This is a genomic window from Gilliamella sp. wkB171 (assembly GCF_001693755.1).
In the GTDB taxonomy this organism is placed as follows: domain Bacteria; phylum Pseudomonadota; class Gammaproteobacteria; order Enterobacterales; family Orbaceae; genus Gilliamella; species Gilliamella apicola_F.
This window is the reverse complement of sequence record NZ_LYST01000043.1, coordinates 300,312-326,636: the sequence shown is the minus strand read 5'-3', so window position 1 is coordinate 326,636 and position 26,325 is coordinate 300,312. Positions and strand designations below refer to the sequence as shown.

The window sequence follows — 26,325 nt, the reverse complement described above, 5'->3', positions numbered from 1 at the left end:
ACAACTTTGAAAATTGAATTTAGTTGCCTATTACAACTTTGTGATAGAATAACGCTTTATTATTTAATATCCAAATAAAACCAAAAATATGTCATTAATTAACCTTACAAATGCTTATCTTTCATTTAGTGATGCACCACTGCTTGATCATATTGATCTGTCGATTGAAGCAAATGAACGAGTTTGTCTTGTTGGACGTAATGGGGCAGGTAAATCGACGTTACTTAAAGTCCTTAATAAAGAAGTGCCTTTAGATGAAGGACAAATTATTTATGAAAATAATGTTATTGTTTCACGCCTTCAACAAGATCCTCCTAGAGATATTCAAGGTAATGTATTTGATTTTGTGGCAGAAGGATTAAAAGATCAGGCGCAATTATTACGAGATTATTATGATTTATCTCATCAAATTGAGCAAAATCCAACAGAAAGTAATTTAACTAAGTTGGCAAAAATTCAAGAGCAACTCGATCATCAAAATGGTTGGCAACTAGATAATCGTATTCGTAATGTGATTTCATCACTTTCTTTAGATGGTGATGCATTATTATCATCATTGTCGGGTGGATGGTTACGTAAAGCCGCTTTAGCCAAAGCGCTGGTTTGTCAACCAACAGTTTTATTACTTGATGAGCCTACCAATCATTTGGATATTGAAACGATTAAATGGTTAGAAGAGTTTTTAAAAAGTTTTAATGGCAGTATTGTTTTTATTTCTCATGACCGATCTTTTATTCGACAAATGGCGACGCGTATTATTGATTTGGATCGCGGTAAGGTTGCATCATGGGGTTGTGATTATGATAGTTATTTAATTGGCAAAGAAGAAGCATTACGGGTTGAAGAACTACAAAATGCGGAATTTGATAAAAAATTAGCTCAAGAAGAGGTTTGGATTCGTCAAGGTATTAAAGCACGCCGAACACGTAACGAAGGCAGAGTACGCGCCTTAAAAGCAATGCGGCAAGAGCATCGCGAGCGCCGTCAAGTGATGGGCAGTGCTAAGATGCAAATCGAAGAAGCATTAAGATCAGGTAAAATTGTTTTTGAACTTGATGATGTCAGTTATCAAATTGAGAATAAACAATTAATTAAAGATTTTACCGTGCAAGTCTTAAGAGGTGATAAGATCGCCTTAATTGGACCTAACGGAGTGGGTAAAACGACATTACTAAAATTAATGTTAGGTGATTTAATCCCAACATCCGGTCATGTTCATTGTGGAACCAAGTTAGAAGTTGCGTACTTTGATCAGTATCGATTAGAACTCGATCCCGAAAAAACCGTAATGGATAATCTTGCTGAAGGTAAGCAAGAAGTGATGGTAAATGGGCGCTCAAGGCATGTTTTAGGCTATTTACAGGATTTTCTATTTCCACCCAAACGAGCACGTACACCAGTAAGAGCATTATCCGGTGGTGAGCGTAATCGTCTGTTATTAGCAAAACTCTTTTTAAAACCAAGTAATTTATTGGTACTTGATGAACCAACCAATGATCTTGATATTGATACGTTAGAATTACTAGAAGAACTTGTTAATGATTATCAAGGAACGGTTTTACTTGTTAGCCACGATAGGCAATTTGTGGATAATGTTGTCACACAATGCTGGTTTTTTGAAGATCATGGTCATATTGGTATTTATGCAGGTGGTTATAACGATGCTTTACAACAACAGCAACAAGCCAACCCCGTTAAAGCACAAATACCCCTTAATCAGTCGAGTAAATCAACTAACAATGAAGCTAATCTAGTTGTTGATAACAAAGATCAAACCACTAAAAAGAGAGGCAAACTGAGTTATAACGAGCAACGTGAATTGACTCAATTACCAATTAAGATTGAGCAACTAGAAGTGGCTATTAGTGATTTACAAACACAAATAGGTCATAGTGACTTTTTTAACCAACCTCATGACGTTACTAGCAAAATATTACAAGATTTGGCCGATAAAGAAGCTGAATTAGAAACTGTATTTACACGCTGGGAACAACTTGAATCGTTAAGCCAATAAGCGCTTGTTTAGCGCTTATTTTGCTAATAACCAAATTCGTTTGGATAATAAAAAGAATAAAAGTAATGCAATAACAACAAAAATTGAGCCAACAAAGCCAATGTAATGGGTTGAGAGTACAACTAAAACTTGGCTACCGACAAATGCGCCGCCACCAATTCCGATATTGTATATACCTGAATAGACCGATGTGGCAATATCTGCGGCATCAGGTGCAGCGTCAATCACTTTGCTTTGCATTACCATACCAATAATAGTTATCGAAAGACCCCATAACATACTTTGCATAATTGCAGTATAAAGACTTAAAGCACAAACATATAAAGACAATAAACAAATTATTAGCCCTATCATGGGTAAGACGAGAATCGCAATAGGGTATTTGTCAGCATAGCGAGCAAAAAGTATGCTACCTATCATGCCTGAAAATCCAACAGCTAATAATATAATGACAATAACATGTTGACTAAAACCGCCCACTTTCATCATAAATGGTGTGATATACGTGTAAGCAGTAAAATGACCCGTGATAATTATCGCCGTCAATAAATAGATATTCAAAAGAACAGGGCGTTTTAACACTTTTGGAATGTCTTTAAGTGAAATAACATTTAAGCTGGGTACTTGAGGCAATAAGTAGAGTAATAACACCATAATTGAAAATGCAATGATACTGATGCATAAAAAGGTTGCTCGCCAGCCCACGAGTTGTCCTATCATTGTACCAATTGGAATACCTAAAACGGTAGCCATTGATGTACCTACAACAATAAAACTCATTGCCTGTGCCCGTTTGCCATTTGGCGCTAATCGAACTGCTAATGGCGTAGTGATAGCCCAGAAAACGGCATGCGCACAAGCAATACCAATTCTAGCCACCATCAAACTATAAAAATTCCAAGCAAAACCCGCTAAAATGTGACTACAAATAAACAAACAAAAAAGTCCTGCTAATAATTTTCGTCTTTCCATTTTTGAGGTCAATACCGTCAATGGCAAAGACAATAACGATACCGCCCAAGCATAAATGGTTAATAAAAGCCCGGCATGAGCAACATCCATCGAAAAACTTTCAGCAATGTTGGGTAGTAATCCAACGGGAACAAATTCAGTGGTGTTGAAAATGAATCCAGCAAAAGCCAGACAAAGTATCGACGACCAAATTCGAGACCGTTTATTGGCATTATTCATGATATAACTTTATTGAAGGGATAAATTGATTTTGAATAATTATAACTGAATATTGTTAGTTATTAAACGGATAGGTAGCATAAATCTTGCTTAGCTATGCCATCTATGATCTTTAGATGACATAGCTTTCATAATGGGTAAAATTAGTTTGTTAACGCTGTGACTGCGGCTAACACTTTATCGTAATTAGGTTCGTCCGACGTTTCTTTAACATATTCAACATAAGCGATTTTATCATCTTTATCAACGACAAACACAGCCCTTGTAAGTAATCGTTTTTCTTCTATAACAACACCATATTTTAAACCAAAATCCAGATTTTTATGATCTGATGTCACTTTTACTGCATCAATTCCTTCAGCCGCGCAGTATCGATTTAATGCAAATGGCAGATCGACACTGACAGAGAATATTACGACATCTTTTAATTTTGCAGCTTCAACATTAAAACGGTGAACTTGCGCACTGCACACAGAAGTATCAATTGATGGTACCGAATTAATTATTCTAATCTTGCCTTTAAAATCCGATAATTTTATCGGCTCCATTTTACTATTTTCAACAGTAAAATCTGGCGCAGTATCACCAATTGTTATTTTTGGTCCTAGCAAAGTAACAGGCGTTCCTTTCATCGTGACTTCATTAACTCGTTTTTGCATAACTTTCTCCTAATTTTTAGTGTCACATTAACTTAACAGTAGTAGAAATAAGATGGAAAGGTGAGGATAGAAAAACTTTCTTTACTATAAAGCTAGATTAAATAATCATCAATAGTATCACAGGGTGAATAATGATGATTTACCCAATTAATAAAATTGCTAAAAACATTGCGATTTAAACGCAATGGTTATTTATCCATTTTGCAGCTTTATTAGGTGTAGGTATATAATGTTATTTCCTTTTCTAATACTTTATTGATCATTATGAGCCAACTTCTTATCACTGTGTGTTTACTTACTTTTAGTAATATTTTTATGACTTTTGCTTGGTATGGACATTTACGTTTTTTACATAATCAAGCTTGGATAGTTGCTGTTTTTATAAGTTGGGGTATTGCATTATTTGAATATTTATTACAAGTCCCTGCTAATCGAATTGGTTTTCAAGTCGCGACCGCGGGTCAGTTAAAAATTATTCAAGAAGTGATTAGTTTGTCTGTGTTTATTCCATTTTCAATTTACATTTTAAAAGAACCATTCAAAACCGATTATATTTGGGCCGGTTTATGTTTGCTTGGCGCTGTATTTTTTATGTTTCGAGATAAACTCTTTGCTTAATAGACTTTCACAACCTGAATAAATATTGATAAATACGATTTGGTTAAAGATAAAGCAAATAGGTTTGTTAAAAAATTTTCTGCTCAACACAAACAAAATCGCATTTATCAATATGTGACACTTATCACATAACAAAAATCCGACTGTTTATTCCAAAAATAATTCCATTTAAGATTGGCTGACTGTGAAGTAGTCAATCTGATCAAATAGCGTTTTAGCAACGCATTATCAAAATTTTTTATTACTTAAAGGAACTAACAAGGCAATTTGTTTCACAGACTATATTGATAGTGTAATGCCAAGTTTAGTAAGGAGATGTATATGAAACAACTTTTTGTCAAAAGTATTATCATTGGTTGTTTATTTTGTGCAAATGCTTTTGCGGCAGGCGTGAAAGATGTCACTACCGATCCGCAAGATTTTTATCTTAAAGAAGATCAAGCACCTGATAGTCTATTATTGCTACCACCCCCACCATCTTATAATAGTATTGATTTTTTAAGAGATAAAGCTCAATATGATTGGGGAAAATCTATGCGTAATACTGAGCGAGGCCATCAAGCCTATTTAGATGCTGACTCCAGTAAAGATAATGTTACTAAACAGTTTTCGCCATCTTTTGGTCACGAAATATCAATCAAAACAACTCCTGAGATTTATAAACTAATTACCACGATGAAAGAAGATGCGGGGGATCTCGCCACACGTTCAGCGAAAAACCATTATAATCGCGTTAGGCCGTTCTCTTTTTTTAACGAACCAACTTGTCGACCAGAGGATGAAAAAACATTATCCACTAATGGTTCATATCCGTCAGGCCACACCACAATGGGGTTTGCTATTTCACTAGTGTTGGCTGAGATAAATCCTGAGCGTCAAAATGAAATTTTAAAACGTGGTTATGAGATTGGTGAAAGTCGGGTAATTTGTGGCTATCATTGGCAAAGTGATGTGGATGCCGCTAAAGTGATGGCAGCAGCAGTTGTCGCGCAATTACATACTAACCCTGCATTTAATCAGCAATTAGCTAAAGCTAAAGCGGAATTTAGTCATTTAAAAAATCATTGATCTAAAATTTAACTTAGCGTTATTAAGTTGTAATTTATAATTAGCATTGAAATTGGCTTTTCATCATAAAAAGCCAATTGATTAACTCTTATACTGCTTTGAATGATATATCTGGCAAAATAGTTTCCCCTTGCCAATAAAGTTCACTAGCAATTAAGCTGGCTATTTGACAATAAAGTTGTGTAAATTCACTTTCGGGGTGACTAATTACAGTTGGTTTGCCAGAATCAAGATCTTGCCGTAGCATTTTATGTAGGGGTATTTGGCCCAATAATTTAGTGTGATATTGCTCGGCTAAATGCTTAGCACCACCTTCTCCAAAAATAGCTTCATGATGACCACAATTTTCACAGATGTGATAACTCATATTTTCAACAATTCCCAGCGTTGGAATGTTGACTTTGTTGAACATGGTAATGCCTTTTTTAGCATCAATTAAAGCAATATCTTGCGGAGTTGTAACAATAACCGCTGCTGTCACAGGAATACTTTGTGCAAGTGTTAATTGTATATCGCCAGTGCCTGGTGGCATATCGATAACTAAATAATCGAGCTCGGGCCAAAGTGTATCTTGTAAAATTTGTAACAATGCTTTACTTGCCATTGGGCCTCGCCATACCATAGCACCATCAGCATCAACTAAATAACCAATAGAGTTACTCACCAGTCCATATGCCATAATAGGGCTCATATGTTTATTATCTGGGGTTAATGGTTGCTGTTTTTCTGTGCCTAACATTGTTGGAATAGAAGGACCATAGATATCAGCATCTAAAATGCCAACTTTAGCGCCTTGCGCTTGTAATGCAAGGGCTAGATTAATTGCTGTTGACGATTTACCAACCCCGCCTTTTCCTGAGCTAACAGCAATGATATTTTTAATATTTTTAACAGCATGTTGACTATTGGCGCGTTTTAAAGTGGCTATGTTATAGTCAAGCTGCCAATTCACATTTTTAACATTATCTAACTTAAGTAACTCAGGCGTTAACTTAGCTTTTAATTCTTCAAAAGCAAGTCCCCAAGCAAATGGCATGGTTAAATGAATTGTGAGGGACTCATCAACATATTCACATCGCTTAACCGCACCAAGTGCAACTAAATTTTTTTGTAAAGTAGGATGCGTAAATGTTTCAAGAATCTGTTTTGCTTCCATGTTTTTTTGACCTTAAATTTTGTGTACCAGCTTTCTACTTATATTGTTTTAAATTATTAGTATTTCAAGTACGATGACAAACAGTTATCTAATCGATAAATTAAGTATTGCCATTTTATATGATTAATTATGCCTATTACACTTTGAATTCATGTTGAATTTGAGAGAAATGTTATTAAATTATGGCATAAATCTAGCGATAATCCCACGATTGATGTACTATTTCCGCCATTATGTAATAAAAGGTAATTAATCGACATGACAACAAAACGCAAAATATTGGTGACTTGTGCGCTTCCTTACGCAAATGGTTCAATTCACTTAGGGCATATGCTTGAGCATATTCAAGCTGATGTTTGGGTACGTTATCAACGTATGCGTGGTAATGAGATCTATTTTATTTGTGCTGACGATGCGCATGGTACGCCAATCATGCTTAAAGCTCAGCAATTAGGTATGACACCAGAGCAAATGATTGCAGACGTTAACATCGAGCACCAACGAGATTTTGCTGGTTTTAATATTAGTTACGATAATTACCACTCAACGCATAGTCCTGAAAATCGTGAAATATCAGAGCAAATTTATAAAAAGCTAAAAGCCAATGGCTATATTAAAACTAAAGTTATTTCACAATTATTCGATCCTGAAAAAAAGATGTTTTTACCAGATCGTTTTGTGAAAGGGACTTGCCCACGTTGTAAATCACCAGACCAATATGGTGATAACTGTGAAGTTTGTGGCGCAACCTATAATCCGATTGATTTAATCAATCCGCAATCAGTGGTGTCAGGTGCGACGCCGATCATGAAAGATTCTGAGCACTTCTTTTTTGACTTGCCTGCGTTTTCAGATATGTTACAAGCGTGGATTCGTTCAGGTACATTACAAGATCAAGTAGCTAATAAAATGCAGGAGTGGTTTGAAGCAGGATTACAACCATGGGATATCAGCCGTGATGCGCCTTATTTTGGCTTTGAAATTCCAGACGCACCAGGTAAATATTTTTATGTTTGGTTAGATGCACCAATCGGTTATATGGGCTCTTTCCTCAATTACTGCAATAAACATAATAAACCGATTTTTGATGAGTTTTGGAACAAAGACTCAACAACTGAACTTTACCATTTTATCGGTAAAGATATTGTTTATTTCCATAGCTTGTTTTGGCCGGCAATGTTAGACGGTAGCGAACATCGTAAACCTTCCAATATTTTTGTACATGGTTATGTGACAGTCGATGGCGCTAAAATGTCTAAATCACGTGGCACCTTTATCCAAGCAAGCACCTATTTGAAACATTTAGATCCTGACTGTTTGCGTTACTATTATGCAGCGAAATTATCGCCACATATCGATGATATCGATTTAAACTTAGAAGATTTTGTGCAACGTGTAAATAGTGATTTAGTTAATAAAGTGGTGAATATTGCCTCGCGTTCGGCAGGTTTTATCAGCAAACGTTTTGACGGTAAATTGTCTGATAATCTTGCTGAACCCGAACTTTATGCGTTATTTGTCGAAAAATCAATCGTGATTGCTGACTACTTTGAACAACGTGAATCAGGGAAAGCAATACGTGAAATCATGGCACTGGCTGATGAAGCCAATCGCTATATTGATGAAAAAGCGCCATGGGTAGTTGCTAAACAAGAGGGGCAGGAGCAAACTCTACAAGATATTTGCTCAATGGGTATTCATCTATTCCGTATTTTGATGACTTATTTAAAACCAATCGTGCCGTCATTAGCACAGCGCACCGAAGAATTTTTAGGTAGCCAATTAGCGTGGGATTCGATTAATCAACCTTTAATTGGACACACTATTAACCGATTTAAAGCCCTATTTAACCGTATCGATATGGATAAAATTACTGCTATGATTGACGAAACAAAACAACAAGCTGCATTAGCGACGCCAGCTAAAGAAAAAGTTGCCGAACCTATTGCTGAAACTATCAATTTTGATGATTTTGCCAAAGTTGATATGCGCGTTGCCTTAATAAAAAATGCAACTGTAGTTGACGGCTCTGATAAGTTATTGCAGTTAACACTTGATATTGGTGACGAAACTCGCAACGTATTTTCGGGCATTAAACAGTTCTATCCTGATCCATCGGTTTTAGTTGGTAGATTAACTATTATGATCGCCAACTTGGCTCCGCGTAAGATGCGCTTTGGTATCTCAGAAGGGATGGTACTTTGTGCAAGTGGTAAAGACGATAGCGAAGGTGTTTACTTATTATCACCAGATAGCGGAGCAAAACCGGGTATGCGAATTTCGTAACTGTTTATATTATTCACATCTTAACAAGTTAAACGTAAAAGCTTGTTAAGATGTTTTTAAGTAGATATTTAAATGAAATTGCACCTCACTACGATGGTTAGTTGAATTATAAGTTTTTACTTAACCAGCTATCGTGCAACCATTTTTGTGTTTGACGACCCGCACGAATAAAGTCCCATTCAACATCCCTTTCAAAAACCATTACTGTTTCGTCTGGTGCAATAATTGTCCAAAAGTAAAGACCTGTATTTAAATCACGGCATTTTACCTTCATACCTGTCAACGTCACTTTTTTTCCGTCAACGATGATTTGTTCATCATGCGTATCTATCCAATTATTGTTAAAGTTGTTTAATAAATCGGGTGCATAAGTTTCTAGAAATTTAAGTGTTATTGATAATGCTTTATCTTTATCTACTTGCGTTTTAGATGATTGATATTTCGGCAATAATCTAACAAATCCTTCTAATTTCCCAGTATTATTATCCAATAAAAATGAGATATGCTGGTTATTAAGTTGCATGGTTTCTTGCGGTTCAAAACGATATAGTGTCACTGGTTGTTTGTTGTGCTTTGCTTCAATAGTTAAAACTAACTTAAAATCACGTTCATTATTATCTAATAATTGTTGTAAATTGGGTGCAGCTTGGGTACTAATGTTTGTTAACTCGGTTAAGGCCATCGTATTTTCCTTTGTTTGGTGCAATTGTTGAGCATAGCATGTTGAATAACAAAAACTAAAAATTAGTGTCAGTTTGATTAATCGTTTTATCATAAATCAATTCCTAATGATGAGGGTTAAATTGATGATGAGTTGGATTGCGCAGAGTAAAAGTAAAAGAGAAAGCGCGGTTATTAGTATAAAAGGGTTAATTAAAGACGGTAAAAATGCCCCAAGACTTACACCAATAAACAAAATACAAGTATATAGTGATGTTGCAATACCTCTATCTTTAATCTCTGATTGTGTTGCTACATATACAATCATAGAAGGAATAGCATAAGCAAGACCAATGATGAATATGAAATGAGAGAGATAGAGGAAAAATAACGTGTTAATTTGATCATTTATAAAAAATGCCTGTATCAATAATGTTAATGCCATTAAGCAAAGCGCTATTGCTAGCACATATGCGGGTTTGATCACTTTAAATAGATAACTTGCGGTTAAACTAAATAGCATAGCAACAATACCAATGCTTCTTAAAGTTGGAATATGGCTGATAAGCGAGCTACGATATAATACGGAATAAAGTGCAACAAAACCGAGTAAAACGAATAATGAGCAAAGATATACTGGAAACAATTTTTTATTGATCAGTATAGTTGGTAACTTAGACAATATTGAAATAAGCGTTGTACTTGGTACGGCCAGATTATTTTTTTCGCTTTTTAAGTGATAGACGTAAAAAATAGTGGCACCACATGCATAAATACCGCCTAAAAACCACATTGCATAGAACAGTGAGTTTGAAATCAATAACGACCCTAACCATTGCCCAATTGTTGCTGCAAGTAAAAATGCACAACTAATTATTGATATCGCTTTAGATTTTGAGCTGTCAGGCAAGTTAATCGAAATCCACGCTAAAGCAACAGGCGGAAACGAGGCGGCGCAAAATCCCTGAGCTGAACGAGCAAGCAGTAGTAAATAGTAGTTTGGTAACAGTGGTAAGATAAAACTAACGCAGGCAAGTAATAGCAGACCAATGATTAAAGTGAGATCCTTGCCGATTTTGTCTGATAAACTTCCCCAGACAATCAGTCCGATAGCGTAGAAAATGCCAAAAAAGGTGGTTAATAATCCAATATTATCGGCACTTGCGTGAGTAACAAAAAGTAGTAGATTGGTTGAGACAGGCATTAATATATAAAGTTGACTCACAACGGCCAGTGCAATAAGAGGAATGTAAAAGGTACCTATAATTAATTTATATTTCATGTTAAGCTCTAAATATTCAATAATTGTAGTTAAAGTACAATTATTGAATTATAGAGTCATTTTTATCTTAAATGCAACATTATTTGTTGTTTAAAGAAATTGTGCCTTATAATAAGCGTTTATTTTGAATATAAGCAGGTTTTCGACATGGGTGATAATTCATTAAAAAATACGTATGATGACTTTTTATCAACTGTGATTGTTGGTATTGGGGAAGTTTCTGAAATGACTAAAATTCCAGTAAGGAAATTACGTTATTGGGAAGAAAAAGGCATCATTAAAACAGTTGACCCGCAATCTAAATCTCGCCAATTTGATTTAGCCAATATTAAAAAGATAATTCTTATTCAAGAATTGATTGATGATGGATATTCATTAGATGGCGCAGCTAAGAAAGTTGAAGAAAGGTTTGCTAAAATTGGCTCACTGATGAATTTAATTCAGATGTAACAATAGGTTTTTTAGGCATTAGCTGTTTAAGATACCATTTATTTAAATTAGATTTAAAAAAACTCAAAACGATAACAATGTTATGGTTTTGAGTTAGTTTTTATTCAAATATCATTCAATAGTAATATGGCATCATCTTACTATTTTTGATTTTCAGCTGGATTGCCTGAATATGGGAATATGCTATCTTTAAGTGAAAATGAAAAGTCTTTAGTGCTAATTTCACCAACGACTTTATCACTATCGTATAACGCCAACAAAAATTGTGCCATTTGTTCGGCTGAATGATATTTTGCAAAGCTTTTATTGTAGTCATAATCGGTGACATTGTTAGCTTTTTGTCCAAACTCTGTTTTGGTTGCAGCAGGCGCAAGGACTTTAGCTTGTAATGGCGCTTTAGCTTGTTTTAATTCGTGAGCTAAACCTTCAGTGAATGCACTAACATAAAATTTAGTTGCACAGTATGTGACTGCATTTGGTACTATTGTGTATCCGCCTCTTGATGAAAGATTAATTATTTGAGTATTCGCTTGATCTTGGTATTTACGCACATAAAGTGTTGATAGAATTGTTAATGCTTCAATATTTAAATGTAGCATTGATTCTATTTTATTTAAGTCCTGCTCTTTAACACTTCCATAATTGCCAAAACCCGCATTGTTAATCCAAGTCTCGATAAAATATTGATCAAGATCTTGAAAAAGTGAATGTACATTACTGGCTACGGATAAATCACATAATTTTATAATGACATCGACCGCTGGGTTGGTCTCTGCAATTTTGTTTTTAAGATCAATTAATTGTTCTTCCCTTCTTGCAATAAGAATAAGGGATTTATTGCGTTTAGCAAATTCAAGTGCTGTTGCATAACCTATACCAGAACTCGCACCTGTTATAGCTGTGTATCTTTTATCTGTCATATTCATATTTTATTTCCATTAAAACGATTATTAAATTTAATTTGTCTAGTAATTAAATAAAACGGTTAATTGCCATTTTTTTTAATATTAAAGCATTAAAGATAATTGAATTGTATCCCTTAATTTAAGATTTCCATGAATTATGTGGTAATTCACCTTCTTTGGTCGCTTTTGCTAAAGCTTCTTTTAATTGTTCACGATTAAGTGAAATGCAATAAGCAGGTTTAGCTCGTTCAAATCGCCAGCTTTCTGATAAATTGCCAACATCAATATAATCATAGCCAATTTGGTCAAGCAACTGACAAACTACCTGTTTGCTTGGCATATCATTACCAGCGACAGGCAGCGCTCTTCTGTTAACTTTATCATTTGGTTTAGCATCTTTAACGATATCTTTTGCAAGAATAGCATTAAATGCTTTGACTACTTTCGATTGGTTAAGGTGTTGAGCGACAAGTTCGCTGGTTGTTATTTGATGATTATCCAATAACTCAAAATGACCATCCCTATCAGGATAGTAGTTCATGGTATCAATAATAATTTTGTTACTTAGCAAATCTGTTGGTAACTGTTTATAGTTAGCAAAAGGTATTGCAGTTACGATAATATCACTAAATTCTATGGCTTCTTGTTGGCTGCCGATTTGACAACCTATCGAGCTTGCTACGCTGAAAAGTGTATTTTTTCCTCTTGAGTTGCTTAGCATAACTTGATACCCAGATTCTATAAATAATTTTGCACAAGCTTGACCAATAAAGCCCGCGCCAATAATTGATATTTTTTTCATTTTATATTTCCTCTGAATAAATAAAGTAGTTGTATTATCTTTATAAAATAATAGATAATAAATACGATAATAATTGATTTATTAACAACTAGGAGTTGATAATTGGATTTGTTAAAGTGCATGGAAGCGTTTGTTGTGACAGTAAAAACAGGATCTTTTGTTGCTACATCTGTTTCGTTAAATACTTCACCTCAAATGGTCACTAAATATATTTCTTACCTAGAAAAATACATTGGTTTAAAGCTACTTAATCGAACAACACGTTCACAGCATTTAACTGAATTTGGCAAACAGTATTATGAGCGGTGTTTGTTTATTCTTGATGAAGTTAAAGCAACAAAAAATCTTGCCCAGCAATTTAGTGAAGAACCTAATGGTCGATTAAGGATCAGTGCGCCAGTCAGTTTTGGTCATTTCAATTTAATTCCAGTTATTAGCTGTTTTATGAAGCGTTATCCCAAAGTAAATATTGATCTTCAATTAAGTGATCGCTATGTTGATTTAGTGCAGGATGATTTTGATGCTGTATTTCGTATCGGGGTATTAGATGATTCAAGCCTAATTGCTCGTAAACTCAAATCTTTTCAACTTATTTTTGCTGCTGCGCCAAGTTATTTGGCTCAATATGGAATACCATCAGTACCCAATGATATAAAAAAACACCAATGTTTAATTTATCAATATGTTAATCCAACAAGAAAAGATCATCTTTGGTCTTTTAAAGTCAATGGTCAAGTGATTAATCTTCCTATATCCGGAATGTTACAAAGTAATGATACCTTTGCGTTAGCACAAGCCGCAATTCAAGGATTGGGAGTAACGATGTTACCTGAGTCAATGCTAAGTGAAGCAATTAAACAACATAAATTATTACCCATTCTACAGGAGTATTTACCACCACCTAGAGAAGTTCATCTACTTTATACAGCGGATAAACGCCAGTTGTTGAAATTAAAGATGTTTATTGAATTTATAGTGGATAAGATGGCTTAGCTTATTCGATGTTGTTTACTATATGTATATTGGTCGATATAACTGAATCTAAGTGGGATAATATAATCACTAGTTAAAATATTGATAACAAAAAAAGGCGACTTAGTCGCCTTTTTAGTTAATAGTTTAAACGGATTTAAACTACTATTTATTTGATTGTCACTGTTGTGCTTAATTCTTTTCCTAACATATTGTTAAGGTAAACTAAGTCATCAGCAGTTAATGTTCCAACTGCATACTTCAACTGCAATAAACTCGTTAAATAAGTATATTTAGCATCAGATAAGTTGCGCTTAGAACTATAAAGCTGAGTTGTGGCATTTAATACATCAACAATAGTACGTGTTCCAACTTGGTATCCTGATGTGGTTGCTTCTAATGAACTTTCCGCAGAGACAACCGCTTGTTGGTAAGCTTTGATTGCACTGATAGATGACGAAATATTGTTATAAGAAGAACGAACTTGATTGATCACGCTACGATTGGTGCTTTCAAGTTTTTCACTAAAACTGACAAAGTTGTGTTGCGCTTGTTCAACTTGAGACATGGTTGCACCGCCCGAGAAGATTGGCATACTAACACTCACGCCAACATAGTTACTGCCTGAATAACTTTTACCATTACGGGCAGCAGGTGTGCCAGCAGAACTATAATTACCATATCGGTCGGTTTTATTGAGATTTGTCGATGCATCAACACTTGCTGTTGGCATATAACCAGATTGTGCTAACTTGATTTGATCGCGCGCGATATCTTGATTTAATTTCATTGTTAATAAATTCAGATTTGATGTTTCTGATTGTTTTAACAATGCGCCGATTTGAGTTGGCATTTCAGTTTTAAACGTATTGGTATTAATACTTGCTAACTGGGAATAAAAACGACCGCTGACTTGCCGTAAGTCTTCAATGGCGTTATTTAAATCATTTAAAGCATTAACTTGTTGTGCAACGGTTAAATCATAATTAGCTTTAGCATTTTGTACATCTGTAATAGCTACTAAACCCACTTGATGTTGTTGCTGGGTTTGTTCTAATTGACGACCAATGGCTTTTTTCTGAGCTTCGATAAAGCTTAATGCATCAAGCGCTTTTAACACATTAAAATAAGCAACTGAAGTATTTAAAATTAATGTTTGCCCTTGGTATTGATAGGTGATATCCGCAATACTCGCTTGTTTTTTTGTAATATCTAAATTTTTCCAATTAGCAAAATTGAATATACTTTGTGATAAAGTGACTTGATATAAATTACCACTTTTGCTTTTTTGTCCACTAGTATCACGGCGACCATGTGTTACACCGTAAGAAGCACTTAACCCAACTTGTGGTAATAAACTTGCTCGAGAGCCAGAAATTGCTGAATAAGCTTTGTCTTTATCGGCTAATGAACTTCGTAGATCTGGGTTCGTTTCTTTGGCTTGTTCATAAACCTGAACCAAATTTTCAGCAAAAACTGCTTGGCTTAATGTTAAGCCGATTAGAAAAGTTAGCGTTTTTTTCATCAATTATCTCTTTTAAGAAACATTAAAATATAATAGTACGTTGATTTAAGTGATTTTAACAGATAATTAGCATATAGTAAGCATAGTTTATGTAACATTCGCACTTTTTATTAAAATTTAGCTTAAAATTGAGAAACAATATGAAAATTATCAATAATCCTGTCCATTTCAACAAAAACGATGTGTTCAATCTAACCAAACGAGTTTTGTATAAGGGTTTTTTTTCATTACTTGAATATCGTTTTCAATACCGCAAATTCGATGGTTCTGTTAGTGAATTTGTCACTAGAGAAATTTTAGAACGTGGTCACGCTGTCGTGTTATTAGCTTATGATGTTAAACGTGATGAAGTTGTTTTAATTGAACAAATTCGTATTGCTGCTATTGAAACTCAAGATACACCATGGATGTTAGAGCTGATTGCCGGCATGATGGATCATGAAAATGAATCTTGTGAAGATGTTGCAAGGCGCGAAGCTATGGAAGAAGCCGGGATTGAAGTTGGTCGTTGTATGCCAATTACAAGTTATCTGGCTTCACCTGGTGGTCTAACTGAAAAATTGCATATTTTGGTTGGTGAGGTTGATTCAACGACAGCAAAAGGCGTTCATGGATTAGCTGAAGAAAACGAAGATATTAAAGTCCATGTAGTGAGCAGAGAACAAGCTTACCAATGGGTAGAAGATGGTTTAATTAATAATGCGGCTTCGATTATTGCACTACAGTGGTTACAACTTAATCATCATCGATTAAAAAATGAGTGGATGTAATGAGTATTGTTGATCACATTTAATTATTTCTTTCATTAAAATGTGATCTATTTTACACTTTAATATAACGCTAGGATTTATAATAAAAATTATATCACTCGCTACACCCCTAGGTTTTACTATTTCCGTCATTAACTGTAATGTATTAATGAATAATTGAGGTGAATTTTGGAATCACTTTTACAGCTTCCAACACAAAATAAACAACACGCCAAAATATTACAAATTACCGATATGCATCTTTTTTCAGATGATAATAGTGCATTACTTGGCGTAAATTCAAATGCCAGTTTTTTAGCGGTGTTAGATGAAATAAAAAGTACGAAAAGAAAGTATGATTTAATTGTAGCAACTGGTGATTTTGTACAAGATGGATCAAAAACTGCTTATCAACGTTTTGCAGAGCAAATTATAAGTTTAAAAACGCCTTGTGTATGGTTAGCTGGCAATCATGATAACTATGGCTATATGCAGTCTGTTTTTGCCGATTATAATTTAGCTGATAATAAGGTTGTATCACTTGGTGATAAATGGATAATCATTCTTCTTAATAGCCAAGTTGAAGGGCAAGCTTATGGCTTTTTAAGCAATATAGAGCTTGAATTTTTACAACATACTTTAGCCCAATACCCAGATAAGAATGCATTGGTTTTTTTGCATCATCATCCTATATCCTCCAGTTGTCATTGGCTTGATCAACATATATTAAAAAATAGTCATCAATTGGAACAAATTATCCAATGTTACCAACAAATAAAAGGGGTGGGATGGGGGCATATTCATCAAGAGCAAGATCATTTATGGCATCACTGCTTAGCGTTTTCAACACCATCAACTTGTGTTCAATTTAAACCAAATAGCTATGATTTTCAGTTAGCAGATAAAGATGCGCCAGGCTGGCGCGAAATTAAATTAAAAGATGATGGCTCAATTAGCACGTCTGTTTTTCGGATTGGCGACAATCGATTTGTACCTGATTTATCACAAAATGGCTATTAAATTACTGTAATTAAATATAACCAATTACAGTAATGGAGCAAAAAAGTAAAAGAGCCGTTCAACTACGTGCTGCCAAATTGGTCGTTGTTTCCACGTTTCGATATTTACTTCGTCTGATTGCGCTAAATATTTTTGTAAAAGGTTAGATAACGATTGGGCAAATTCAGCATCATCAATGACGGTGGTAATTTCAAAATTTAACCATAAACTGCGCATATCTAAATTTACAGTACCAACTAAGCTTAACTGGTTATCAATTAACACACTTTTTGTGTGCAATAAGTTATTATTAAACTGATATAGCTTTACACCACCATCGAGCAGTTCTGAAAAGAAAGCTCGACTTGCCCATTTGACCATTAATGAATCATTCTTTTTAGGAACAATGATAATTACTTCAACACCTCTTTGTGCAGCAGTACAAACTGCATGTAAAATATCATCGCTTGGTACTAAATAAGGTGTGGTGAAAATAATTTGCTCTTGTGCTGAATAAATAGCAGTAAGTAGCACCTGATGGATCATGTTTTCCGTATAACCAGGGCCAGAAGCAATAAGTTGCATGATATGCTTTTTCTCTTCTGGCGGCTCTGCAAAGTCGGTAATTTGCGGTAAAGCTAAATCTGTACCGGTTTCTAATTCCCAATCACTAGCATAAATTGCGCCCATTAAGGTCGTTACAGGTCCACGCATTCTTACCATGACATCGACCCATTCACCAACATGTTTATTTTGTTTAAAAAAGCGTGGATCAACAATATTCATACTACCTGTGTATGAAATATAATTGTCAATGATAGCCACTTTACGATGTTGGCGAAGATCGAGCCGTCTAAACATAAAGCGCAGTAAATTAACTTTAAGCGCTTCAACAATTATAATACCAGCAGCTCGCATTCTTTTGCTTGCATTAGTTTTAAGAAAATGGCGGCTACCAGCTGAATCAACCATTAAACGACATGTTACACCTCGTTTTGTGGCAGAAATCAGTGCGCTTTCAACATCATCTGCTCGACCGCCTTCGTTCCAAATATAAAAAACCATTTCAATATTAGAAGTGGCTTGATTAATGTCTTCAATGAGTTTATCAAATATGGTATCGGTGTCACTAAGCAGTTCGATATGGTTACCGTTTATACCATCAAGTCCGGTTTGATGTTTACAAAGTTGGAAAATGGGTTTACTTACTTGGCTAACTTTGGTGGTAAAAATATCAGAAAATACACTAATTCGATTGATAAAATTAGCAATGATTGGTCGCATTTTTTGCGCACGTTTAACGCGTTGTTGGCCTAAATGTGCTTCACCAAGTGAAAAATAAAGAATAATTCCAACGATAGGTAAGATGTAAATGACCAGCATCCAAGCAATGACATAAGTTGTTGGCCTACGCTTAAACACTATCCGTAAAGTTACTGCAACGATTATCAACCAATAAACGAAGAAGATTAATGAACTAATTAAGGCATGAAATGAAGTATATTGCATATTAGTTAACTATTGCTTAAGTTTAATTGACTAATGGGATCTTTGCTACAATCATAATGCTGAAAAATTTCAGGTAATGGCTTAGGATTGTTATGTTTATCAACTGATACATAAGTAAATACTGCGTCAGTAATACAAAAACGTTGAGGGGTGTCTGATGTGTCGAGTACTTTTTTTACCCAAACCTCAATGCCTATAGTGATTGAGGTTTTACCTGTTTTAATACAATGAGCATAACAACAGACAACATCGCCTACCATTGCCGGTTTATAAAATGTGATACTACTTGCATTGACTGTTACTACACGGTTTCTGGCGATCTCTTTTGATAAAATTCCGCCAGCTAGATCCATTTGTGACATAATCCAACCACCAAAAATATGGCCATGTGGGTTTGTGTCAGCAGGCATCGCAAGTGTTCTTAATACCAATTGTCCTTTAGGATTAGTTGTGTCTTGTTTCATGATGAAAGCCTTAGTTATAACATTTTACTCGGTACTAGCGTTTTTATTTAAATTTCGATAAATATAGATACCAGATATTAATGATAATAGTAAAGAGGCACCGGGTAAAATAAATACTTTGAAAATCCAAAAAAATTCATCAGGAGCATAATAAGTTGTGATTAAACTGATGACTCCACACGAAATGAAAAATACTATCCATAACAAATTTAGTCTGTTCCAGACAGCTAAATTTAATTGCAACTCTTTACCAAGCATTTTCTGTAAAAGATTTTTTTTAAAAATAAATTGGCTAATTAATAAAGCAGAAGCAAAGATAAAATTAATGATTGTCACTTTCCATTTAATGATATTGGGTTCACGAGTATATAATGTAAAACCACCAAAAATCATGATCATCAGGTATGATAACAACTCTACTTTATCTATTTTTCGATAAATAACGAGAATAATAAGAAAAGCAATGGTTGCTGAGATCATGAGTGCTTGAACGCCAGCAAAAATATCATACATTGTTAAAAAGACAAAAAAGAAAATCAGTGGAATAAAATTCAAAAGTTGTTTCATGTAATTATTAACCTGATAGATGAGATACTTATTAAGAGTTAAATAAGAAAAAAAGCCTATTAATAATAGGCCTTATTTTTTGGTATGAAGTTCGGGATGTGCTTTACAATTTCCTGATTGGCAATGACCGTAAAGATACAAACTATGGAACGTTAATTTAACGCCATATTGTTCGGCAATTTCTTTTTGCCTAGTATTAATAATTTCATCACGAAATTCAAATACTTCGCCACAATCTAAACATATTAAATGATCATGGTGTTTTTGAGTTGCGAGCTCAAAAACCGCTCGTCCACCTTCAAAATTATGACGTGTAACAATACCCGCATCATCAAATTGATTTAAAACACGGTAAACTGTGGCAAGTCCAATTTCTTCACCCATATCAAGTAACTTTTTATAAAGATCTTCGACTGTGATATGTTGACATGAAGGATCACGCAATAGCTCTAAAATTTTTAATCTTGGTAAAGTAACTTTCAAACCTGCGCTTTTTAGCGCAGCGTTATTATCGTTATCATGATTTGTCATATTGCATTCCAGTTTAGTTAGTTAATCAGTTGTATTATAAGATTAAGTACGGAAAATAAAATAAATCACTTTGATAGGTTAAATGTTCATTTCACTTTTTACTTGATTTACCCAAGTTGAAATACGTTGCTCAGTCAATTCAGGTTGACGATCTTCATCAATCGCTAATCCAACAAAATGGTTGTCGTCAACTAAACTTTTAGACGCTTCAAAGTTGTATCCGTCAGTTGGCCAATGCCCAACAATTTTGGCGCCTTTAGGTTCAATAATATCGCGTATTGTTCCCATTGCATCACAAAAATATTCAGCATAATCTTCTTGATCACCACAACCAAAAATAGCAACGGTTTTACCATTAAAATCAATTTGTTCTAGATTAGGAAAAAAATCATCCCAATCTGCTTGTGATTCACCATAATACCAAGTCGGAATGCCGAAAAAAAGATAATCATATTTTTCTATATGTTCTTTGGTGGTTTTTGCAATATCAAAAAGATCTGCTTGTTCACTTCCTAAAATGAGTTGGATTTGTTTAGCTACATTCTCTGTATTACCTGTATCACTACCAAAAAAAATACCGACGTTTGCCATATTTGTACCTTCACTGTTTTACAATATAAAAAATATTTTTTGAGTATATCATTGTCACCTGTTATCAGCAATAATTCTCAATTACAATCATCATACCATATTATTTTTCTACACAATTGATTGATCTTGGATTAGAATTGTTGAAAATTTAATAATAACTTAAGTTATGGAATTTATTTATGAACCTGCACGAGTATCAATCAAAATATCTTTTTAAGCAATTTAATTTACCTGTTCCAGAAGGTTATGTTTGTAACTCAATTGATGAAGTACAAGATACCTTAGCTAAATTGGCGTCTCAAGCAGATATTCAAGCTTGGGTGGCTAAGTGTCAGGTTCATGCTGGTGGTCGTGGTAAAGCAGGTGGCGTGATTTGTACACAAAATTTTAGTGAGATAAAACAGTTTGCTGAAAAGTGGCTGGGTAAGCATTTGGTGACTTATCAAACTACCTCTACAGGTCAACCGGTTAATCAAATTCTCATTGAAAAAGCATCGAATATAGATAAAGAACTGTATTTAGGTGCAGTAATTGATAGAAGTTCTAAACGAGTAGTTATTATGGCCTCTACAGAGGGCGGGGTTGATATTGAAAGTGTCGCTGAAAAATCACCCCATCTAATTCATAAAATTTCACTTGATCCTTTAACCGGACCTTGTGCGTATCAAGGTCGTGAACTTGCATTTAAATTGGGTTTATCAGGTAAGCTGATTAATCAATTTGCTAAATTATTTGTCAATTTAGCTACACTTTTTTTAGAAAACGATGTGTCTTTAGCTGAAGTGAATCCTTTAGTGATTACTGATTCTCAAGAGTTGATTTGTTTAGATGCAAAAATTGTTATTGATGATAATGCGCTTTTTAGACATCCAAATTTAAATGTGCTAAGAGATACCACACAAGAAGATGAACGCGAATCAATTGCAGCCAAACAGGGAATTAGCTATGTATCTTTAGAAGGTAATATTGGCTGTATGGTTAATGGTGCTGGTCTTGCCATGGCTACTATGGATATAATCAAATTATATGGCGGTGAACCGGCTAACTTTTTAGATGTCGGTGGTGGCACGACTAAAGAGCGTGTATCTGAAGCATTCAAATTAATTTTATCTGATAAAAATGTTAAAGCAATTTTAGTCAATATCTTTGGTGGTATTGTTCGATGTGATTTAATTGCTGATGGAATTATTAGCGCAATAAAAGAAATAGGTCTTGCGGTTCCCGTTGTTGTCCGCCTTGAAGGTAATAATGCAGAGATTGCTCGAGATATATTAGCTGAAAGTCAGCTAAATATTATTACTGCAAAAAGTTTAATAGATGCTGCACAAAAAATAGTTGCTGTTGCATAATAAGAAAGAGTGGAGAACGGAAATTATGTCAATTTTAGTTAATAAAGATACCAAAGTTATTTGCCAAGGATTTACTGGCAGCCAAGGAACCTTTCATTCACAGCAAGCACTAGCCTATGGCACTAAATTAGTTGGTGGTGTAACACCAGGGAAAGGCGGAACTCAGCATTTAGGTTTACCCGTTTTTAATACCGTAAAAGAAGCAGTTGCAACCACGGGAGCTACTGCAAGTGTTATTTATGTACCAGCCGCATTTGGTAAAGATTCAATTTTAGAAGCAATTGATGCCGGCATTAAATTAATTGTCTGTATTACAGAAGGTATTCCAACCTTAGACATGTTAATAGTTAAAGAAAAACTAAAACAAACCGATACTGTCATGATTGGACCTAACTGCCCGGGAATTATTGTTCCTGATGAATGTAAAATAGGTATTATGCCGGGGCACATTCATTTAGCCGGTAAAATAGGCATTGTTTCCCGTTCGGGTACTTTAACTTATGAAGCAGTTAAACAAACTACCGACATCGGGTTAGGTCAATCAGTTTGTGTCGGGATTGGTGGTGACCCTATTCCGGGTAGTGATTTTATTTCAATTTTAAAATTACTTGAGCAAGACCCTAAAACAGAAGCTATTGTTATGATTGGTGAGATTGGTGGTAGCGCCGAAGAGGAAGCCGCTGAGTATATTAAAAAACATGTCTCTAAACCTGTTATTGGTTATATTGCAGGGGTATCTGCACCATCAGGTAAACGTATGGGGCATGCTGGTGCAATTATTTCGGGTAATAAAGGCACTGCTGAAGAAAAAACCAGAACGCTACAAGCTGCCGGTATAACTGTTGTTAGTAGTTTGGCTGATATCGGTGATGTTGTAAAAAAACAATTTAATATGTAGTTTTTTGATATCCGTCAAATTATATTTTAAAATATTGATGTACAATATCGAACAATAACGATATTAATTTAGTGAGCATTTATGGAGTAGGGAGCAAATATGTTTGATATAGTTGAACTATCACGCCTCCAATTTGCACTTACTGCAATGTATCATTTCATCTTTGTACCATTAACGCTTGGTTTAGCGTTTTTGTTAGCAATTATGGAAACAGTATACGTTGTAAGTGGTAAGCAAGTTTGGAAAGATATGACCAAATTCTGGGGAAAACTCTTTGGTATTAATTTTGCCGTTGGTGTTGCCACAGGTTTGACAATGGAATTTCAGTTCGGCACGAACTGGTCATATTACTCACACTATGTGGGGGATATTTTTGGTGCGCCACTAGCTATTGAAGGTTTAATGGCATTTTTCCTAGAATCAACAATGGTTGGTCTATTCTTTTTTGGTTGGGATAGATTAAGTCGAGGTAAGCACTTATTGGTTACTTGGTGCGTTGCTTTTGGTTCAAATCTTTCTGCATTGTGGATATTAGTGGCTAATGGTTGGATGCAATTCCCTGTTGGTTCTGAATTTAATCCTATCAATGCTAGAATGGAAATGGCGAACTTTTTTGAGTTAATTACCAATTCTGTTGCGCAATATAAATTTGTTCATACTGTTGCAGCAGGTTATTTAACTGGTGCTATTTTTGTTTTAAGTATTAGTTCATACTATCTACTTAGAAAACGTGATGTTGCTTTTGCCAAACGTTCTTTTGCTGTGGCGGCAATGTTTGGTTTTATCATGTCGATTTTAGTTGCGTTTATGGGTGATGAAGCTGGTCACGAAATGACTACTGTTCAACCAACTAAACTCGCTGCGATTGAAGGTGAGTGGGAAACTCAACCTGCACCAGCATCATTTAATGTTATAGCTTTTCCTTCTCAAAAAAATAAAGAAAATTTATTCGCTATTGAGATCCCATATGTTATGGGCATTATGACGACACGTTCATTAGATACTCAAGTTATTGGTTTGAAAGACATCTTAAATACCAATGAAACTAAGATTCGTAATGGTGTTTTGGCCTATACAAACTTGGAAAAAATTCAAAAAGGTGATCAAGATCCTGCCGTATTAAAAGCTTTTGAAGATAATAAAGCTGATTTAGGTTATGGCTATTTGGTTAAACGCTTTACTGATCGTGATAATTTAACTATTCCTGAAGCAACAGAACAACATATTAAAGCTGCTGCTGAGGATTCTATTCCTACCGTTTGGCCGCTATTTTGGGCATTCCGTGGTATGGTTGGTCTAGGATTATTGATGATTCTTGGTACTGGTTTTGCTTTGTGGACCACTTATAAAAATAAAATTACAGAAAGACGCTGGTTACATCGCTTATTAATGTTGTTTTTACCATTTCCATGGCTTGCTTGTGAGTGTGGTTGGTTTGTTGCTGAATACGGTCGTCAACCTTGGGCTATTCAAGATATTTTACCAACAGGTGTAGCAAATTCGTCATTAACTCCAGGTGAAGTATTATTTACAATGATATTGATTTGTGGTCTTTATACCTTATTTTTAGTTGCTGAAATGTTCTTAATGTTTAAATTTGCACGTTTGGGACCGAGTTCTTTAGGTACAGGCAACTATCATTATGAAAAAACACAACCGGTAACAGAATAGGGCATAGGGAGTATACACAATGATTGATTACGAAATTGTACGCTTCATCTGGTGGGTGCTGATTAGTGTTGTTTTAATCGGTTTTGTTGTCACAGATGGATTCGATATGGGGGTGGGTATTTTGCTACCATTTATCGGAAAAACTGATACAGAACGCCGTATTATGATAAATGCCATTGCACCTCACTGGGATGGTAACCAAGTATGGTTAATTACTGGTGGAGCAGGTATATTTGCAGCTTGGCCAATGGCTTATGCTGCTTCATTTTCTGGCTTTTATATTGCGATGATTTTAGTGTTATGTGCGCTATTTTTTAGACCAATTGGTTTTGATTATCGTAGTAAATTAGAAAATTCAAAATGGCGTAACTTATGGGATGGCGGTATCTTTGTTGGGAGTTTTGTTCCTGCATTGGTATTTGGCGTTGCATTTGGAAACTTACTAGAAGGTGTTCCGTTTAGATACGACAATACTTATCGTGTATTTTATGATGGTAACTTTTTCGGTTTGCTTAACCCATTTGCTCTATTAACTGGCGTCGTTAGTTTAATGTTAATAGTTGCTCATGGCGGAGCATGGTTGCAAATGAAAACCTCTGGTGAGCTTTATTTGCGCGCAAGAAAAGCGACTCAAATTGCGAGTTTGATTTTAGTCATTGCTTTTGTTTTAGCTGGAGTTTGGGTGGCTTTTGGTATTCATGGATATGAAGTGACAAGTGTTATTGATCACAATGCAGCCTCTAATCCATTAGCGAAGACTGTATCTACCGATACATCATGGTTAACAAATTATATGAATTATCCAATTTTATGGTTAGTGCCTGTTTTAGGTGTAGTTTTGCCATTGTTAACTATCCTTTGTTCTGGTTTAAATAAAAACGCATTAGTTTTCATTTTATCGTCATTAACAATTGCATGTGTATTATTTACTTATGCTATCGCGACATTCCCATTTATTATGCCATCAAGCATTATGCCAAATGCAAGTCTAACTATATGGGATGCAACATCAAGTCAATTAACACTTAATATTATGTTTGTAGTGGTATTAATCTTCTTACCAATAGTGCTTTTATATACTATCTGGTCATATATTAAAATGTTTGGACGACTTGATAAAAATCATATTGAAAATAATAAACATTCTCTTTATTAAGGAACAGATATGTATTATGTATTATGGTTTGTAGGCATTATTGCAGCTTGTATGTTATCTGCCGTTACTGGATTATGGGTAGAACATATTAGTAGTGATAAAGAGTCAAATAATCAGTAAGTTAGTAGTATAAAGTTAATTAAAAAGGTGGCTTATCGTCACCTTTTTTTAATTTAAAAATTGTCACTATAATCGAATTAGTCACAAATGATAATTGTTTTCATTTAAGTAATTTTATATCATAGTGCGGCGA

General features: G+C 34.7%; 26 protein-coding genes. 13 read left to right on the top strand and 13 right to left on the bottom strand.

What is annotated here, in order from left to right; translation table 11 throughout:
• Nucleotides 1–88 precede the first annotated feature (88 nt).
• Nucleotides 89–2,014, top strand: coding sequence for an ABC transporter ATP-binding protein (locus tag A9G03_RS07550; RefSeq protein WP_065798838.1), 1,926 nt, complete (start codon nucleotides 89–91; stop codon nucleotides 2,012–2,014).
• A 15-nt stretch (nucleotides 2,015–2,029) separates the two neighbouring features.
• Here A9G03_RS07550 and A9G03_RS07545 read toward each other — a convergent pair whose 3' ends face one another.
• Nucleotides 2,030–3,208: a sugar transporter gene (locus tag A9G03_RS07545; RefSeq protein ID WP_442903111.1), complete on the bottom strand. Its 1,179-nt coding sequence runs from the start codon at nucleotides 3,206–3,208 to the stop codon at nucleotides 2,030–2,032.
• A 140-nt stretch (nucleotides 3,209–3,348) separates the two neighbouring features.
• The gene (gene tpx, locus A9G03_RS07540) at nucleotides 3,349–3,864 is read right to left on the bottom strand and encodes a thiol peroxidase (protein WP_065798837.1); all 516 of its coding nucleotides are present in this window, start codon (nucleotides 3,862–3,864) and stop codon (nucleotides 3,349–3,351) included.
• A gap of 264 nt (nucleotides 3,865–4,128) precedes the next feature.
• Here tpx and A9G03_RS07535 point away from each other — a divergent pair, with 264 nt between their 5' ends.
• Nucleotides 4,129–4,482: a DMT family protein gene (locus A9G03_RS07535; RefSeq protein ID WP_065634292.1), complete on the top strand. Its 354-nt coding sequence runs from the start codon at nucleotides 4,129–4,131 to the stop codon at nucleotides 4,480–4,482.
• Nucleotides 4,483–4,803: 321 nt separating this feature from the next.
• Entirely contained in the window at nucleotides 4,804–5,550 is a 747-nt protein-coding gene (locus A9G03_RS07530) for an acid phosphatase (RefSeq protein WP_065634293.1), read from the top strand.
• Nucleotides 5,551–5,638: 88 nt separating this feature from the next.
• On the opposite strand, the gene apbC is transcribed toward A9G03_RS07530, so the two are convergent.
• Entirely contained in the window at nucleotides 5,639–6,706 is a 1,068-nt protein-coding gene (gene apbC / locus A9G03_RS07525; protein ID WP_065798836.1) for an iron-sulfur cluster carrier protein ApbC, read from the bottom strand.
• A gap of 258 nt (nucleotides 6,707–6,964) precedes the next feature.
• Between apbC and metG the strand changes: the two genes are divergently transcribed.
• On the top strand, nucleotides 6,965–8,992 hold the full coding sequence (gene metG / locus A9G03_RS07520) for a methionine--tRNA ligase (protein ID WP_065798835.1): 2,028 nt from the start codon (nucleotides 6,965–6,967) through the stop codon (nucleotides 8,990–8,992).
• Nucleotides 8,993–9,098: 106 nt separating this feature from the next.
• On the opposite strand, the gene A9G03_RS07515 is transcribed toward metG, so the two are convergent.
• Nucleotides 9,099–9,767 carry a YcdB/YcdC domain-containing protein gene (locus A9G03_RS07515; protein WP_143425830.1) on the bottom strand — a complete coding sequence of 223 codons (669 nt, stop codon included), beginning with the start codon at nucleotides 9,765–9,767 and terminating at the stop codon, nucleotides 9,099–9,101.
• 3 nt (nucleotides 9,768–9,770) lie between these two features.
• Nucleotides 9,771–10,934, bottom strand: a complete 1,164-nt coding sequence (locus A9G03_RS07510) for an MFS transporter (protein WP_065798834.1) — start codon at nucleotides 10,932–10,934, stop codon at nucleotides 9,771–9,773.
• Between the two features lie 147 nt (nucleotides 10,935–11,081).
• Between A9G03_RS07510 and A9G03_RS07505 the strand changes: the two genes are divergently transcribed.
• Entirely contained in the window at nucleotides 11,082–11,384 is a 303-nt protein-coding gene (locus tag A9G03_RS07505) for a MerR family transcriptional regulator (protein WP_065634297.1), read from the top strand.
• 140 nt (nucleotides 11,385–11,524) lie between these two features.
• Here A9G03_RS07505 and A9G03_RS07500 read toward each other — a convergent pair whose 3' ends face one another.
• A complete protein-coding gene (locus A9G03_RS07500) occupies nucleotides 11,525–12,304 on the bottom strand; it encodes an SDR family NAD(P)-dependent oxidoreductase (protein ID WP_065634374.1) in 780 nt (259 codons plus the stop codon).
• 124 nt (nucleotides 12,305–12,428) lie between these two features.
• On the bottom strand, nucleotides 12,429–13,109 hold the full coding sequence (locus A9G03_RS07495; protein WP_255307699.1) for an NADPH-dependent F420 reductase: 681 nt from the start codon (nucleotides 13,107–13,109) through the stop codon (nucleotides 12,429–12,431).
• Between the two features lie 84 nt (nucleotides 13,110–13,193).
• On the opposite strand from A9G03_RS07495, the gene A9G03_RS07490 reads away from it, so the two are divergent.
• A complete protein-coding gene (locus tag A9G03_RS07490) occupies nucleotides 13,194–14,084 on the top strand; it encodes a LysR family transcriptional regulator (RefSeq protein WP_065634299.1) in 891 nt (296 codons plus the stop codon).
• A 148-nt stretch (nucleotides 14,085–14,232) separates the two neighbouring features.
• On the opposite strand, the gene tolC is transcribed toward A9G03_RS07490, so the two are convergent.
• Nucleotides 14,233–15,588 (bottom strand): outer membrane channel protein TolC, encoded by a 1,356-nt coding sequence (gene tolC / locus A9G03_RS07485; RefSeq protein WP_065634300.1) that lies wholly within the window; start codon nucleotides 15,586–15,588, stop codon nucleotides 14,233–14,235.
• Between the two features lie 140 nt (nucleotides 15,589–15,728).
• Here tolC and nudF point away from each other — a divergent pair, with 140 nt between their 5' ends.
• Both nudF and cpdA read left to right on the top strand, forming a co-directional pair.
• Nucleotides 15,729–16,358, top strand: coding sequence for an ADP-ribose diphosphatase (gene nudF / locus A9G03_RS07480; RefSeq protein WP_065798833.1), 630 nt, complete (start codon nucleotides 15,729–15,731; stop codon nucleotides 16,356–16,358).
• A 168-nt stretch (nucleotides 16,359–16,526) separates the two neighbouring features.
• Nucleotides 16,527–17,357 carry a 3',5'-cyclic-AMP phosphodiesterase gene (gene cpdA, locus A9G03_RS07475; RefSeq protein WP_065798832.1) on the top strand — a complete coding sequence of 277 codons (831 nt, stop codon included), beginning with the start codon at nucleotides 16,527–16,529 and terminating at the stop codon, nucleotides 17,355–17,357.
• A 24-nt stretch (nucleotides 17,358–17,381) separates the two neighbouring features.
• Here the strand turns inward: cpdA and cls are convergent, their stop codons facing one another.
• The 5 genes from cls to fldA all read right to left on the bottom strand — a co-directional run bounded on the left by cls (nucleotide 17,382) and on the right by fldA (nucleotide 20,998).
• A complete protein-coding gene (cls, locus tag A9G03_RS07470) occupies nucleotides 17,382–18,845 on the bottom strand; it encodes a cardiolipin synthase (RefSeq protein WP_065634303.1) in 1,464 nt (487 codons plus the stop codon).
• A gap of 5 nt (nucleotides 18,846–18,850) precedes the next feature.
• Nucleotides 18,851–19,309 carry an acyl-CoA thioester hydrolase YciA gene (yciA, locus tag A9G03_RS07465; protein WP_065634304.1) on the bottom strand — a complete coding sequence of 153 codons (459 nt, stop codon included), beginning with the start codon at nucleotides 19,307–19,309 and terminating at the stop codon, nucleotides 18,851–18,853.
• 24 nt (nucleotides 19,310–19,333) lie between these two features.
• Nucleotides 19,334–19,876 carry an inner membrane-spanning protein YciB gene (locus A9G03_RS07460; protein WP_065634305.1) on the bottom strand — a complete coding sequence of 181 codons (543 nt, stop codon included), beginning with the start codon at nucleotides 19,874–19,876 and terminating at the stop codon, nucleotides 19,334–19,336.
• Nucleotides 19,877–19,948: 72 nt separating this feature from the next.
• Nucleotides 19,949–20,407: a ferric iron uptake transcriptional regulator gene (fur, locus tag A9G03_RS07455; RefSeq protein ID WP_065634306.1), complete on the bottom strand. Its 459-nt coding sequence runs from the start codon at nucleotides 20,405–20,407 to the stop codon at nucleotides 19,949–19,951.
• 78 nt (nucleotides 20,408–20,485) lie between these two features.
• Nucleotides 20,486–20,998, bottom strand: coding sequence for a flavodoxin FldA (fldA, locus tag A9G03_RS07450; protein WP_065634307.1), 513 nt, complete (start codon nucleotides 20,996–20,998; stop codon nucleotides 20,486–20,488).
• Nucleotides 20,999–21,177: 179 nt separating this feature from the next.
• Between fldA and sucC the strand changes: the two genes are divergently transcribed.
• The 5 genes from sucC (at nucleotide 21,178) to A9G03_RS12440 (ending at nucleotide 26,192) form a co-directional block, all read left to right on the top strand.
• Nucleotides 21,178–22,347: an ADP-forming succinate--CoA ligase subunit beta gene (gene sucC / locus A9G03_RS07445; protein WP_065798831.1), complete on the top strand. Its 1,170-nt coding sequence runs from the start codon at nucleotides 21,178–21,180 to the stop codon at nucleotides 22,345–22,347.
• Between the two features lie 25 nt (nucleotides 22,348–22,372).
• Entirely contained in the window at nucleotides 22,373–23,245 is an 873-nt protein-coding gene (sucD, locus tag A9G03_RS07440) for a succinate--CoA ligase subunit alpha (RefSeq protein WP_065634309.1), read from the top strand.
• Nucleotides 23,246–23,344: 99 nt separating this feature from the next.
• Nucleotides 23,345–24,916, top strand: coding sequence for a cytochrome ubiquinol oxidase subunit I (locus A9G03_RS07435; RefSeq protein WP_065634310.1), 1,572 nt, complete (start codon nucleotides 23,345–23,347; stop codon nucleotides 24,914–24,916).
• Between the two features lie 19 nt (nucleotides 24,917–24,935).
• Nucleotides 24,936–26,072 carry a cytochrome d ubiquinol oxidase subunit II gene (gene cydB / locus A9G03_RS07430; RefSeq protein WP_065634311.1) on the top strand — a complete coding sequence of 379 codons (1,137 nt, stop codon included), beginning with the start codon at nucleotides 24,936–24,938 and terminating at the stop codon, nucleotides 26,070–26,072.
• A gap of 9 nt (nucleotides 26,073–26,081) precedes the next feature.
• Nucleotides 26,082–26,192 (top strand): cytochrome bd oxidase small subunit, CydX/CbdX family, encoded by a 111-nt coding sequence (locus A9G03_RS12440; protein WP_141671549.1) that lies wholly within the window; start codon nucleotides 26,082–26,084, stop codon nucleotides 26,190–26,192.
• Nucleotides 26,193–26,325: the final 133 nt, after the last annotated feature.